13 protein-coding genes are annotated in these 13,992 nt (G+C 71.7%); 5 read left to right on the plus strand and 8 right to left on the minus strand.

The window, feature by feature from the left end; translation table 11 throughout:
• Positions 1-263: 263 nt before the first annotated feature.
• The 4 genes from LW587_RS10105 to LW587_RS10120 form a co-directional block, all read right to left on the minus strand.
• Positions 264-1,487, minus strand: coding sequence for a sensor domain-containing phosphodiesterase (locus LW587_RS10105; protein WP_232629463.1), 1,224 nt, complete (start codon positions 1,485-1,487; stop codon positions 264-266).
• Between the two features lie 293 nt (positions 1,488-1,780).
• Positions 1,781-2,572 carry a hydroxypyruvate isomerase gene (hyi, locus tag LW587_RS10110; RefSeq protein WP_232629464.1) on the minus strand — a complete coding sequence of 264 codons (792 nt, stop codon included), beginning with the start codon at positions 2,570-2,572 and terminating at the stop codon, positions 1,781-1,783.
• A gap of 118 nt (positions 2,573-2,690) precedes the next feature.
• Positions 2,691-3,788 (minus strand): polyamine ABC transporter substrate-binding protein, encoded by a 1,098-nt coding sequence (locus LW587_RS10115; protein ID WP_232629465.1) that lies wholly within the window; start codon positions 3,786-3,788, stop codon positions 2,691-2,693.
• On the minus strand, positions 3,785-4,144 hold the full coding sequence (locus LW587_RS10120; RefSeq protein WP_232629466.1) for a RidA family protein: 360 nt from the start codon (positions 4,142-4,144) through the stop codon (positions 3,785-3,787). Before LW587_RS10120 ends, LW587_RS10115 begins: the two co-directional genes overlap by 4 nt.
• 241 nt (positions 4,145-4,385) lie before the next feature.
• Here LW587_RS10120 and LW587_RS10125 point away from each other — a divergent pair, with 241 nt between their 5' ends.
• A complete protein-coding gene (locus LW587_RS10125; protein ID WP_232629467.1) occupies positions 4,386-4,655 on the plus strand; it encodes a GlsB/YeaQ/YmgE family stress response membrane protein in 270 nt (89 codons plus the stop codon).
• A gap of 108 nt (positions 4,656-4,763) precedes the next feature.
• Positions 4,764-5,243, plus strand: coding sequence for a hypothetical protein (locus LW587_RS10130; protein WP_232629468.1), 480 nt, complete (start codon positions 4,764-4,766; stop codon positions 5,241-5,243).
• Between the two features lie 69 nt (positions 5,244-5,312).
• On the opposite strand, the gene LW587_RS10135 is transcribed toward LW587_RS10130, so the two are convergent.
• The 4 genes from LW587_RS10135 to rpsO form a co-directional block, all read right to left on the minus strand.
• Positions 5,313-5,546 carry a YgaP-like transmembrane domain gene (locus tag LW587_RS10135; RefSeq protein ID WP_232629469.1) on the minus strand — a complete coding sequence of 78 codons (234 nt, stop codon included), beginning with the start codon at positions 5,544-5,546 and terminating at the stop codon, positions 5,313-5,315.
• Positions 5,547-5,621: 75 nt separating this feature from the next.
• Complete coding sequence (locus tag LW587_RS10140; protein WP_232629470.1) at positions 5,622-6,266, minus strand: glutathione S-transferase family protein; 645 nt, start codon at positions 6,264-6,266, stop codon at positions 5,622-5,624.
• 242 nt (positions 6,267-6,508) lie between these two features.
• The gene (pnp, locus tag LW587_RS10145) at positions 6,509-8,743 is read right to left on the minus strand and encodes a polyribonucleotide nucleotidyltransferase (protein WP_232629471.1); all 2,235 of its coding nucleotides are present in this window, start codon (positions 8,741-8,743) and stop codon (positions 6,509-6,511) included.
• Positions 8,744-9,009: 266 nt separating this feature from the next.
• Positions 9,010-9,279 carry a 30S ribosomal protein S15 gene (rpsO, locus tag LW587_RS10150; protein WP_232629472.1) on the minus strand — a complete coding sequence of 90 codons (270 nt, stop codon included), beginning with the start codon at positions 9,277-9,279 and terminating at the stop codon, positions 9,010-9,012.
• A gap of 340 nt (positions 9,280-9,619) precedes the next feature.
• On the opposite strand from rpsO, the gene LW587_RS10155 reads away from it, so the two are divergent.
• From LW587_RS10155 to LW587_RS10165, 3 genes are all read left to right on the plus strand, one after another.
• The gene (locus tag LW587_RS10155) at positions 9,620-10,492 is read left to right on the plus strand and encodes an SDR family oxidoreductase (RefSeq protein ID WP_232629473.1); all 873 of its coding nucleotides are present in this window, start codon (positions 9,620-9,622) and stop codon (positions 10,490-10,492) included.
• Positions 10,493-11,489: 997 nt separating this feature from the next.
• Entirely contained in the window at positions 11,490-12,392 is a 903-nt protein-coding gene (locus LW587_RS10160) for an alpha/beta hydrolase (protein WP_232629474.1), read from the plus strand.
• Positions 12,389-13,750, plus strand: coding sequence for an MFS transporter (locus tag LW587_RS10165; protein WP_232629475.1), 1,362 nt, complete (start codon positions 12,389-12,391; stop codon positions 13,748-13,750). The genes LW587_RS10160 and LW587_RS10165 overlap by 4 nt, the downstream gene beginning before the upstream one ends.
• Positions 13,751-13,992 lie beyond the last annotated feature (242 nt).

Raw genomic sequence — 13,992 nt, forward strand, 5'->3', positions numbered from 1 at the left:
ACGGGTTCGAGGGCCCGAGCGCGGAGAGAACGCCCCGCTTGGCCGCACGGAGCGGCCGGAAAACGGGGGAAGTCCGGCAAGGAAACCCCTTTAGTAATGCTCCGAGGCCGATTGCGGAAGGGTGCGGGCGCACACGGGCGTCGCCGGCCGGGTCCGGCCCGTTAGAGCCTTGCTCATCCCGTTGAACCGTGAGCCCGGCTCTCAGCCTTTGTCGTATCGCGCTCTCTTGAGCCGAACCGGCGTCCCCTTCGGCGGAGAGCACCCTAATCCGGCACGGCCGCCGAGAGGGGCAGGCCGCGCGCCTGCGCGATCGGCATGGGGCGACCGAGCAGGTATCCCTGGGCCCGGGTCACCCCGATGTCGCGAAGGGCGACATATTCGGCCGAGGTCTCGACGCCCTCGGCCACGACCTCGCAGCCGATCCGACGGCCATAGGCGGTGATCGCCTCGGCGAGCGCCCGGCGGGCCGGATCGCCGTCGATGCCCCGGATCAGGCTCATGTCGAGCTTGATCAATTCCGGCGAGAGGTCGAGCACATGCCGGAAGGTCGCGTGGCCGGCCCCGACATCGTCGATGGCGAGCCGCAGGCCCCGGGCGCGCAGGGGCATCAGCGCCCGCCGCAGGGCGTCGTAGCAGGCGACCGCCGCGTGCTCGGTGAGTTCGAGGACGATGCGCTCCAGCGGCACCCCGGCGAAGGCCGCCTCGAAACGGGGGCTCGTGATCCGTGCGGGCGACAGGTTGACGGTGAGCCTGAGCGCGGGATCGAGGGCGGCGCAGCCCGACAAGGCCCGGCGGAGGGCCAGGAATTCGAGGTCCTCGTCGAGGCCGACGGTGGCGGCCTCGGCAAACCACGCATCCGGCCCGCGCCGGGACGCGTCCCCGAAGCGGGCCAGGGCCTCGAAGGCCATCAGCCGGCCATCGGCCACCCGGTAGATCGGCTGATAGGCGATCTCGACCGCCTCCGCCTCGATCACCGCGCGGATGCGCGCGCGCCGGGCCTCGAGATCCAGCGCGGCGCGGCGGTCCTTGCTCAGGACGGCGCCGACGAGGTCCGCGCACAGGCGCAGCAGGCCCAGATCGCGGGTGGTCAGGCTCCGGTCGGGGGTGAAGCTGAAGCAGCAGACCGAGCCGTAGGCGGTCCCGTCCGCGTGGCGCAGGGGCACGCTGAGATGCGCGCCCACCGGCAGCTCGTGGGTGACGGACAGGCCCGCGGCGATCGGATCCTCGACGGCGTCGTGCATCAGCTCCGGCATCATGCCGCGGGCGACGTAGTAGCAGAAGCTCTTCTCGAGCGGGTCGGAGGCGCCGACCGTCACCGGATTGCGGGACGGCCGCCCGTCGGTGAAGCGGAAGACCCTGTTGCCGCTGACGAATTCGGAGACGAAGCCGACATCCATCGCGAGGTGGCGACGCACCGCCTGCAGAATGGCCTGGACCTGTTCGCCAGCCGTACCGGGGCCGGCATCGAAAAGATGCGCGAGGGACAAGAAGCGTCTCGTTGGTCAACGGAGCCGCCCGGCGGCGCGACGCGCCGGGCCGGTGCGGCCCGTCGATGATAGCGGCAAGCGTTCAACTTCTGCAAGATTTCCCGCACCCGCAGGCCGATCTGCGGAGCCCCGGCGAAAGCGGGATGATCACCGTTTCGGACTTCCCTGAAAACGTCTTTTCGCCGTTGGATACGCTTTCGGCGCGGGCCTTGCGCTGCCCGAGACGGTTGCAGAAGGCCCGTCCCGTGCCCCGCGCCCAAACCGCCATACGGCAGTCCGGGGCATCCGTCGGGTCAGGCCCCGCCGCCGAACCGCCCCTGCGACATCCAGCCGAGCCCCGCCTCGGTGCCGGCGGCCGGCACATACTCGCACCCGACGAAGCCGGCATAGCCGAGGGCGTCGAGATGGCGGAACAGGCCGGGAAAATCGAGGTCACCCGTACCCGGCTCGTGCCGGCCCGGCGCGTCGGCGATCTGGACGTGGGCGATGCGGGGGGCGTGCGCGGTCAGGCTCGCGGGCAGGTCCTCGCCCATCCTCGCCATGTGATAGAGGTCGGCCTGGAGGAACAGGTTGTCGGCCCCGACCGCGGCGATGACGGCGGCGGCCTCGTCGAGGCGATTGAGGACGAAACCCGGCATGTCGCGGTCGTTGATCGGCTCGACGAGGAGGCGCAGGCCGGCGCGTCCCACAGCCTCGGCGGCGAAGGCGAGGTTCTCGGTGAGGGTCGCGATCAGCCGTGCCCGCTCGGCGCCCGGCGGCGCGAGGCCGGCGAGGGTGTTAAGCTGGCCGCAGCCGAGGGCGCCCGCGTAGTCGATGGCCCGCGCCACGCCCTCGCGGAAGTCGGCCTCGCGCCCGGGCAGGGCGGCAAGGCCGCGCTCGCCCGCCACCCAGTCGCCCGCCGGCAGGTTGTGCAGCACCAGGGGCAGGCCGGCCGCGCCGAGGGAAGCGGCAAGCGCCGCCGCCGGCTCGGCATAGGGAAATTGCAGCTCCACTGCCGCAAACCCCGCCGCCCGCGCCGCCGCGAACCGGTCGCGGAGGGGGCGCTCGGTGAAGAGCAGGCTCAGATTGGCCGAGTAGCGCGGCATGGTTTTCCCTCGACCGTCGGGGCGGATCCGGCCGTGCCGGAGCCCCCCGGAACCGCATGGGTGACACCGGAGGCGCATCGCCGCCGCGCCCGTCCGGGACCCGGATGCGCGCGGCGCCTCACCGGCCCGTGCGCACCCGGGTCCAGGCCCGCGTCACGAAGCGCTGGGTCGAGTCGGTCCAGGCGGTGTTGACGGACAGCCGCTGCATGGTCGCCTCGTCCGGATAGATGCCCGGGTCCTTCAGGATCTCGGGCTTCACGAGTTTCTGCGAGGCGAGGTTGCCGTTGGCGTAGGCGACGAAATTGGTGTTGGCCGCTGCCACGTCGGGACGCATCATGTAGTCGATGAAGGCGTAGGCCTCGGCCGGATGCGCGGCATCCTTCGGGATCGCGAAGGCATCGAACCACATCTGGGTGCCCTCCTTCGGGATCACGTAGGCGATCTCGACGCCGTTCTTGGCCTCCTCGGCCCGGCGCTTGGCCTGCAGCACGTCGCCCGAATAGCCGACCGCGAGGCACAGGTCCCCGTTGGCGAGCCCGTTGACGTATTCCGAGGAGTGGAACTTCCGCACGGCGCCGCGGACCTTGTAGAGCGCGTCCGTCACCGTCGAGATGTCGTCCCAGCGCTTCGAATCGACCTTGAACCCGTAGAAGGGCAGGATCGACGGGATCAGGTCCTCGGGGGAATCGAGGAGCATCACCCCGCATTCCTTGAGCCGGGCCATGGCGCCGGGATCGAGCACGAGGCTCCAGCTGTTGAGCGCCCGGCCCTGGCCCAGCCGCTCGCGCACGGCGGTGACGTTTACGCCGAGGCCGGTCGTGCCCCACATGTAATCGACGGCGTAGGCGTTGCCCGGATCGTAGGCCTGGAGCCGGTTCGCGATCTCGGGCCAGGCGTTCTTCAGGTTCGGGATCTTGGTCTTGTCGAGGGGCAGCAGCACCCCGGCCTTGATGAGCCGCTGCAGGAAGGGCCCGGAGGGCACCACCACGTCGTAGCCGGACCGCCCGGCAAGCAGCTTGGTCTCGAGGATCTCGTTGTTGTCGTAGGTGTCGTAGACGACCTTGATGCCCGTCTCCTTCGTGAAGTCGTCGAGCACCTTCGGGTCGATGTAGTCCGACCAATTGTAGATGTTGACCACCCGCTCGGCGGCCCGGGCCGGGCCGAGACCGAGCAAGGGGAGGGCGGCGAGCGCCGCCAGGAGCGCCCTTCGGATCACGGCGTGCCTCTCGCGGCGGTCACAACGACCTCGACGCGGTATTCCGGCGCCGCGAGCTTCGCCTCGACGGTGGCGCGGGCCGGCGGGTTCTGACCGTCGACCCAGGCGTCCCAGGCCGCGTTCATCTCGGCGAAGGTGCCGATGTCGGCGAGGTAGATCGTCGTCGACAGGATGCGGGACTTGTCGCTGCCGGCCTGCATCAGGAGACGGTCGATCTGCTCCAGGATCTGCTGCGTCTGCGCCGTGACGCCGGTGCCGACCACGTCGGCGGCGACCTGCCCCGCCAGAAAGACGAGATCGCCATGGGCGACCGCCTGGGCCATGCGGGGACCGGTCTCGTAGCGCTCGATGGTCATGATGGGGGAGGGGCCTCGTCTCGTCGAATCGAGCCCTCTTCTGCCGCCGCCCGGCCTGCCCCGTAAAGGGCCTGCCGCGTCGCCCCGGCTCGGACGCGAAAATCGCAGGCCCCACCCGGCTTTCGAGGCAACCGCCGGGACAGGTCGCGCGTTTGCAACACGACTACGGCCAAGTCTCGGACCAAGGCGCGGCGCGTCATTCCTTATTGCAAGCAGCCCAAGCCGTTAGGGGACACACCACATGAGCATCCTCTGGACCATCATCATCGGCTTCGTCGCGGGCGTCATCGCCAAGCTGATCATGCCCGGAAACAAGTACGAGCCGTCGGGCTTCATCCTGACCACGATCCTCGGCATCGTCGGCGCCGTCGTGGCGACCTTCCTCGGGCAGGCGATCGGCTGGTATGGGCCGAATCAGGGCGCGGGCTTCATCGGCGCGATCGTCGGCGCCATCGTTGTGCTGGGCATCTACGGCTTCATCGCCGGCCGCACCAGCAGCCGCACCTACTGATGGGTCGCTGATCCACGATCGACGGAAAGAGGGGCGCTCCGACGGGGCGCCCTTTTTCGTGTGAGCCTGCCGCGATCGGGTTGCACCGCAGGCGCGCGTCCGGACCCGATGTCCGCATGGGCCAATCACATCACCGCGCTGGTCGGACCCCCGGGAACGCTCGCCGGGCTGGGCAATCGCTTCGGCTCCCCCGATCCCGTCGCTGTGGCGTTCGGTCTGATCGTCCTGGGCCTCGACGAGGATCGCCTGGACGCGCTCGCCCTCTCGTCCGCCGCGGCGTTCGACGGTTTCACCGTCCTGACGCCGGCCCTGTCCGCCGCGCTCGGACGATCCCTGAACGAGGGTCCGGCGCTCGACATCGAGACGCGGTATTTCGGGGGGAGGGGTGGTCAGGGCGCGGCCCTGTTCGAGGGCGGGGCCATGGTCTGGCGTGCGACCGAGACGGCGCGGGGCCCGGCGCCATCGCCGATCAGCCAGGGGCTCGCGCGATGGGGCGTGTCAGCATCGGACGGCGGCGACGCCTTCGACAGCCTGGGCCTCGGGCGGGTCCGTTCGCCCGCGCATCTCGGTGTCGTTTTCGATCCGTGACGCGCGACCGAGGCGCCGTAGACGGAGAGGCGGCCGGGAACCCGGCCGCGCTCCCCGCGTCGCGGGCGATCAGCCCGTCAGGTCGCGCCCGCCGCCCGCGACCGCCTTGACGGCGCAATGGCCGGTGGCGCCGCGCACTGCCAGCCCGACGCCGAGGACCAGGGCGGCGAGGCTCAGGAGCTTGTTCGGCCGGGGCTGGGCAGCGGCAGCGGCGATGCCGAGCCCGAGGGCGACGGAGACCGCCCGCTCGGTCATGGTCAGGTTCGGCTCGCCGGAGAAAATGTCCTCGATCATCTCGTTCATGCCTGTGCAATCCTCTCGCGATGGGCGATGTCGCGGGGCGAACGCGGCGCAGGCGAGGGCGTTCCGACAGGACCGCTATGCCGCGCTGTCCTGCGGCCCGGCGAGGAGGCGATCATCGATCGCGTTCGCGCGCTGGGCGGCGGGGCGGGCGCCGTGACGGCCCACATAGGTCTCGAAGGCGGCCCGCTTCGGGATCGTGCCGAACCGCATCCCCCAGGCGAGATGGGAGGCGAGGTAGAGGTCGGCGGCGCTGAAGCGCTCGCCCGCGACGCAGTCGCGGCCGGAGACCGCGCCCTCCAGGGTGTCGAGCACCGCCTCCAGGCTGCCATAGCCGACCATGCCGCGCATGCGGGGTTCGTCCGGCACGCTCACGCCCAAGACCTTGTTGGTGGTCGCCGCCTCGACCGGGCCGGCGCAGAAGAACAGCCAGCGGTAATAGTCGCCCCGCGCCCGCGCCGTCGGCTCCGGCGCGAGCCTGGCCTCGGGACAGGCATCGGCGAGATAGGCCAGGATCGCCGCGCACTCGGTCACCACCGTCGCGCCGTGGCGGAGTGCCGGCACCTTCCCCATCGGGTTGATCGCCCGATACGCCTGGGCCTGCATGGCGGCCCCGAAGCCGACGAGTTCGGTGCGGTAGGGCCGGCCCACCTCCTCCAGCATCCAGCGGACGATCCGGCCGCGAGACATCGGCGAGGTGTAGAACACGAGTTCGTCGGACATGGGCGATCCCTCGCTCGGCGTCGGCAAGATCTTCGTCAGGCACGATCTTCGTCAGGCACGATCTTCGACAGGCACGATCTTCGACAGGACAGGCATCGGACGGCGCAGCCGGTTCCGGGTGGCCCGCGTACTCCGAACGCGCCCGCGGCTCTTCGGGATGCGCGCGCAAAGACGACAAAGGCGCGGCCCCTTTCGGGACCGCGCCTCGCCTCATCGTCGTCCGAGGATCGTGGGAGCGAAGATTACTCGCCCGCCTCGCGGCGGCGCTCGCCGCGGTCGCGGCGGGGGCCGCGATCGCCACGATCACCACGGTCGCTCCGCTCCTCGCGCTCGGGCTCGCCGCGCTCCGCACGCTCGGCCTTCAGCTTCTCGGTGAGGTCCTCGCCGGTCTCCTGATCGACGACCTTCATCGAGAGGCGGATCTTGCCGCGCTCGTCGGCGCCCAAAAACTTCACCTTGACCTTCTGGCCCTCCTTCACGACGTCGCCGACCTTGGCGACCCGCTGCGGGGCGAGCTCGGAGATATGGACGAGGCCGTCCTTGGCGCCGAAGAAGTTCACGAAGGCGCCGAACTCCATGATCTTGACGATCGTGCCGTCGTAGATCGTGCCGGCCTCGGGCTCGGCGACGATGGAGCGGATCCAGTTATAGGCCGCCTTGATCGCCTTGCCGTCGGACGAGGCGATCTTCACGATGCCGGTGTCCTCGATGTTGATCTTGGCGCCGGTCTTCTCGACGATCTCGCGGATGATCTTGCCGCCGGTGCCGATCACGTCGCGGATCTTGTCGGTGGGGATCTGCATCGTCTCGATGCGTGGCGCGTATTCGCCGAGCTCGGGACGGGCCGCCGTCAGGGCGCTGGCCATCTCGTTGAGGATGTGGCCGCGGCCGTCCTTCGCCTGGGCGAGGGCGACGCGCATGATCTCCTCGGTGATGCCGGCGATCTTGATGTCCATCTGGAGCGAGGTGATGCCCTCGTCCGTGCCGGCCACCTTGAAGTCCATGTCGCCGAGGTGATCCTCGTCGCCGAGGATGTCGGAGAGCACCGCGAAGCGCTCGCCTTCCAGGATCAGGCCCATGGCGATGCCGGCCACCGGGCGGCGCAGGGGCACGCCCGCATCCATCAGGGACAGCGAGCCGCCGCAGACGGAGGCCATCGAGGACGAGCCGTTCGACTCGGTGATCTCGGAGACCACGCGGATCGTGTACGGGAACTCGTGGGCGGGCGGCAGCACGGGCCGGATCGCGCGCCAGGCGAGCTTGCCGTGGCCGATCTCGCGGCGCCCGGGCGAACCCATGCGGCCGGTCTCACCGACGGAATAGGGAGGGAAGTTGTAGTGGAGCAGGAAGCGCTCCTTGTAGGTCCCCTCCAGCGCGTCGATGAACTGCTCGTCCTCACCGGTGCCGAGGGTGGCGACGACGAGCGCCTGGGTCTCGCCGCGGGTGAACATCGCCGAGCCGTGGGCGCGGGGCAGGATGCCGACCTCCGACACGATCGGGCGCACCGTCTTCACGTCGCGGCCGTCGATGCGGGAGCCGGTGTCGAGGATGTTCCAGCGGACCACCTTCGACTGGGCCTCCTTGAAGGCCGCCTTGACCTTCTCGGGGGAGAACTTCTGCTCACCCTCGGCCGGGCAGAGGGCGGCGACGACCTTCGCCTTCACGGCGTCGACGGCGGCGTAGCGCTCCTGCTTGATCGTCTTCTTGTAGGCCTCGCGCAGCTCCGCCTCGCAGACATCGAGGACGGCCTTCTCCACGTCGGCATTCTCCGGCGCCCGGAAGTCGCGCGGCTCCTTGGCGGCCTTCTCGGCCAGCCGGATGATTGCCTCGATCACGGGCTGGAAGTGCTTGTGGCCGAACATCACGGCCCCGAGCATCACGTCCTCGGAGAGTTCCTTGGCCTCGGACTCGACCATCAGCACGGCGTCCTGCGTGCCGGCGACGACGAGGTCGAGGGTCGATTCCGCGATCTCGGTCACGGCCGGGTTCAGCTTGTAGCCGCCGTTGAGGTAGCCGACGCGGGCCGCACCGATCGGGCCCATGAAGGGAATGCCCGAGAGCGTCAGCGCCGCCGAGGCCGCCACCATCGCGACCACGTCGGGATCGTTCTCGAGGTCGTGGCTGAGGACGGTGACGACGACCTGGGTGTCGTTGCGCCAGCCCTCGATGAAGAGGGGGCGGATCGGGCGGTCGATCAGGCGGGAGACCAGCGTCTCCTTCTCGGAGGGACGGCCCTCGCGCTTGAAATAGCCGCCCGGGATGCGGCCGGCGGCGTAGGCGCGCTCCTGGTAGTTCACGGTGAGCGGCATGAAGTCGATGCCGGCCTTGGGCTCCTTGGCCGCGACCACGGTGGCCAGCACGGTGGTCTCGCCATAGGTGGCGACCACGGCGCCGTCGGCCTGACGGGCGGTCTTGCCGGTCTCGAGGACGAGCTTGCGGTCGCCCCAGATCAGCTCTTCACGTTGTACGTCGAACATAGTGTCTCTCGCCTTCGAACATGCGGTGGGCCGAGCCCGGCGCCGCCAGAGGCAAGACGGCGCGACGCTGCTTTTCGGAAAGCAGCGTCGCGCGATCCTGCCCTGGCGCCCTTCGCCTTCAAGCCGCCCGGGGGCGGACCGGCCGGGCCCCATGCCCGAACGGTCCCTGTTGCAGTGCCGCGCTCGCGCCCCGCCGAACCGGCGTCCCCTGCGTGAGAAGCGCGGCTTGTGAAAACGCGGCCCCGAGGGACCGCGTGACGGGAGCCTTAGCGGCGGATGCCGAGGCGCTCGATGAGGGTGCGGTAGCGCGCCTCTTCCTTGCGCTTCAGGTAGTCGAGCAGCGAGCGGCGCTGCGAGACCAGCTTCAGGAGGCCGCGGCGGGAATGGTTGTCCTTGCCGTGGGTCTTGAAGTGGGCGGTGAGGTTGGTGATCCGCTCGGTGAGGATCGCGACCTGGACCTCCGGCGAGCCGGTGTCCTTGCCGCCCTGGGCGTATTCCTTGATGAGCGCGGTCTTGCGCTCTGCCGTGATCGACATCGACGTACCTTTCGGGTGAGGTCTGTTCGGAGAGCGCCGCCCATCGGGGCAGGGCGCTCTTGAAAGCCCGCGGTCGGGCCGGTGCCGGGATGTCGTCCAGCACGGTCGTCCCGCAAGCAGCACAAGCCCCGCCCGTCAGCCGGGTCGAGGCGGGGCGGACCATACACGAAACCGCGCGCAGCGCCAGGGGCCTGCGATGGCGCCCGGCCGCGCGTCACCGCGCACGAAGGCCCGCAGGACCACTGGCGAGACCACTGGCAGAGGAACACCGGCAGGAACACCGGCCGAACCGCCCGGTTGTCGCGGCACCCCCTCGCGGCGCCCGATCCGGAGCTTCCCCATGACCGATCCGCTGACCCGCTATCCCCGTCCGCCCTTCCCGGCGCAGCCCCAGTCCTTCCCCGGCCAGACCCCCCGGATGGAGCCGCAGCCCGATCACGGCGAGGAGAGCTACCGGGGCGCCGGAAAGCTCACCGGCAAGGCCGCCCTCGTGACCGGCGGTGACAGCGGCATCGGCCGGGCGGTGGCCATCGCCTATGCCCGAGAGGGGGCGGACGTGGCGATCGCCTACCTGCCCGAGGAGCAGGCGGATGCGGAGGCCGTCGGCGGCTGGATCGAGCGGGCGGGCCGGCGCGCCCTGCTCCTGCCCGGCGACATCAAGGACCCGGCCTGGGCCCGGGAGATCGTGGAGCGCACGGTCCAGGCGTTCGGCCGGCTCGACGTCCTAGTGAACAACGCGGCCTTCCAGCAGCCGAACCAGGGGCTCGACGGCATCGACGACGCCCTCTTCGAGCAGCATTTCCGCACCAACGTGTTCGGTCCGTTCTACGCCACCAAGGCGGCGCTGGCGCATCTCAAACCGGGTGCATCGGTGATCTTCACCTCCTCGGTCAATTCCAAGCACCCGATCCCGACCCTGCTCGCCTACAGCGCCACCAAGGGCGCGTTGAGCAACATGGTGCTGAGCCTGGCCCAGCTGCTCGCCGAGAAGGGCATCCGCGTGAACGGGGTGCTGCCGGGCCCGATCTGGACGCCCTTCATCCCCGCCGGGATGAGCCAGGAGGCGGTGAAGACCTTCGGGAGCCAAGTGCCCTTCGACCGCCCCGGCCAGCCGGCCGAACTCGCCTCGGCCTATGTGATGCTGGCCTCCGACGAGAGCAGCTACACGTCCGGCGCGCTGCTCACGGTCGCGGGCGCCATGCCGGTGCTGTGAGCCCCCGCCGCCGCACCGGTCGGCAGCCCTCGCGCCCGCCGATCGATGCGGCCCGGGCGGACGCGATCGGGCACCGGACGCTCGCGGCGACAGCCGCTGCCGGCGCGACGAACCGGCCTTCCTAGGGGCAGGGCGCCAGGCCGGCGCGCCCCGGAGGCCAATCTGCCGCACGGCACACGACACGTCCCGGCCCGGTTGACCCATCAAACCGCACGACAGACGCCTTGCGGAGGGGAGCCGACGTGTCACTTGCCGTTGTCATCATGGTCGCCGGAGCCCTCGGCGGCATCGCCCTCACACTCGCCGCCCGACCGAGTTCCGACCGATTCATCAAATGGTGAGTGCGACACCGCGAACTTTTCCGGCCGGCCGCGACTTTATGCTGAGCGTCGGTTGGGCGGGGAGTCGTGGTCGTGGCGGTGGCGGTGATGATCGCGGGCGTGGTGGGCGCGGCGGCGACGCTGATGTGCCTGATGCCGCGCCTGGACTCGTTCTTCGAGTGGTGACCGGCGCGCGGGCGGCGGGGCCTGCCCCCGGATGCCCGCCTGCATCGCCGCCAGGGATCGGCCCGTAGCGGCTCCGGAGACCCGGCGTCCGCGCTCGCGCCGTCGCGCGAAGACACTTCTTACGCAAAATCGGCTCCTGCCGTGCCTCGGCCCGGTCATGGACGCGCAGTTCCTCGGGACCGTCGAGACCGCCCGCGACATCCGCGCGGTCGACGCGGCGGCCTTGCGTCGGCCCGCCCGACGCCCCGGGGCGAGGTGAGGCGAGGCGTCGACCCTCGCGCCGTCGGCACCCGTCGGGCGGGCGCTCGGCCAGCGCCACCGCAAAGTCCTCCTCGCGATGTGATCCGCCCAAGCCCACGCAGCCTCCCGTCGGTGGCTGAGAATCACCGGGAGAGGGATGCTACGAACGGTCCCGGAGCGCGCCTCGGGCGCCCCGCCGGCCCCGACGGACATCGAGGCCGCCCCGCTTCACCAGAGACTGGAGGCCGGGGATGACCTCGTCCGAGATCGACGCGATCCGTGCCCGCCTCGCCGCCACGCCGAGGCCCGTCGACCTCGCCGCACGGCGGGCCCGCCTCGACGGGCTGTGCGCGGGCTACGCCCTGCCGGACGACGTCCGCGTCGAGGCCGTGGACGCGGGCGGCGTGCCAGCGGAATGGACCACGACCCCCGAGGCCGTCCCGGGACGGGTGCTGCTGTTCCTGCATGGCGGCGGCTACGTCTCCGGGTCGCTTGCCAGCCACCGCACGATGGTCGCCCGGGCCGGGCGCGAGGCGGGCACGCGCACCCTGGCCCTCGCCTACCGGCTCGCCCCCGAGCATCCCTTCCCCGCCGCCCTGGAGGACGCGCTAGCCGGCTACCGCTTCCTGCTGGATTCGGGCGTCGCGCCGGCGCGCATCGCGCTCGCCGGGGAGAGCGCGGGCGGCGGCCTCGCCCTCGCCGTCGCGCTGTCGCTGCGGGCGGCCGGACAACCGCTGCCGGGCTGCCTGTGGTGCAGCTCGCCCTGGACCGACCTGACCCTGACCGGCGCGAGCCTCGCCGACAAGGCCGCCGTCGATCCGCTCCTGAGCCGGGCCTATCTCGCCGAGGTCGCCGCCGCCTATCTCGCCGGCACCGACCCGCGCGGGCCCCTCGTCTCGCCGCTCTGGGGGGACCTGTCCGGCCTGCCGCCGCTCCTGATTCAGGTGGGCTCCGCCGAGACCCTGCTGGATGATTCCGTCTCGCTCGCCCGCGCCGCGGGGGCGGCGGACGTGGCGGTCACGCTCGAGATCTGGCCGCACATGATCCACGCTTGGCACCTGTTCCATCCGGAGCTCGCCGAGGGCCGCCGGGCGCTGGCGAGCATGGGCCGCTTCGTCCGCTCGGTTCTGGCGGGGGAAGGCGGCGGGCCGTGAGCGCCGGCGCGCCCGCCCGCCGCACCGTCGCGGCCTGCTGCCTCGGCGTGCTGGTCGTCGGCAGCAACAGCACCGGCATCATGACGGCCCTGCCGGCGCTCCGCAGCGCCTTCGCGCTCGACCCGGCGGCGGTCGAGTGGGTCGTCAACGCCTACCTGCTCTCCGCGGCGATCGGGGTGATGGCCGGCGGGGCGGCCATCGACCGGATCGGCGCCGCCCGGGTCTGCCGGGCCGGGCTGCTGCTCTTCGTCCTCGCCTCCGCCATGCTCGCGCTGGCGCCGGCCCGGGACTGGCTCCCCGCCGGCCGGGCGCTTCAGGGCATCGCCGCCGCGCTGGCGGTGCCCGGCACCCTGGCGGCGATCGGCGCGGACGCGGCGCCGGAGGAGCGGGGGGCGCGGATCGGGGCCTGGGCCGGGTGCCTGCTCCTCGGCTTCAGTCTCGGGCCCCTGCTCGGCGGCCTGCTGACCCACGCCGTTTCCTGGCGGGCCCTGTTCTGCGCCGACGGGGTGGCCATGCTTGCCGCCGCCTGCCTGCTGCCGGCGCCCGCGGCGGCGGCGCGCGCCGGAATCCGGCGCGGCTTCGACGCGCCGGGCTTCCTGCTCCTCGGGACGGCGATGATCGCGGCGATCCTCGCCCTGCAGAGCCTGTCGGGCGCGGCGCGGGCGCCGCTCCTGCCCCTGGCCTGGCTCGGGCTCTGCGGGGCAAGCCTCATGCTGCTGCGGCGGCGCGAGCGGGCCTGCGCCGATCCCCTGCTGAGCCCGGCCCTGGGCCGTGTGCCGGGCTTCCTGCCGCCGGTGCTGGTCGGGTCCTGCGCGATGTTCTGCATCCTGCCGCTGCTGATGGTGTTCAACCTCGAAGCCCAGCGCGGCACCGAGCGCGGCGGCCTCGGGCTGACGGCGGTCGAGGCGGGCCTCGCCCTGCTGCCGATGAGCGCGAGCCTGATCGGCTTCGCCCTCTGGGCGCCGCGGCTGGTCCGGGCGTTCGGCAGCCGCCGCACCGTCGCGGCCGGGCTGGTGCTGGTCGCGGCGGCCGAGCTCGGGCTCGCCCTCGCCGGGACCGCGTGGGCGGCGCTCTGCGCGGGGCTCTGCGTGGCCGGGGCGGGCCTCGCGCTGCCCTACGCCACCGCGCCGCGCCTCGCCCTGGCGGCGCTCCCGCCCGCCCTCGCCGGACAGGGCGCGGGGTTCCTCAACGCCTGCACCCTGCTCGCCGGCAGCGCGGGCGTGACCCTGGCCGGATGGGCCTTCCGCACGGGCGGCCTGCCGCTCGCGATGGGCCTCCTGGCGGCAGCAGCCTTCGCCGGCCTCGCGGCCGTCCGGGGCTTGCCGGACGCCGGACCCCGGCCCAGCGACGGAGGCTGACCCAACGGCCTTTTTCGAGCGCCGGAGGCCGCTCGGGCCGATGCGCGATCCCTCTGCCGCATCCGCTTTTTCCGAGCGCCGGAGGCCGCTCGGGCCGATGCGCGATCCCTCTGCCGCATCCGCTTTTTCCGAGCGCCGGAGGCCGCTCGGGCCGATGCTCTATGGCTTCGTCCCGATGCGCCGGCAGCCCGGCGGCAGCCGCCCGGCCGCCTTGGCCTGGAGGCCGAGCCGGATCAGGCCGA

This window comes from Methylobacterium sp. Leaf118, from assembly GCF_920984675.1.
Lineage (GTDB): Bacteria > Pseudomonadota > Alphaproteobacteria > Rhizobiales > Beijerinckiaceae > Methylobacterium.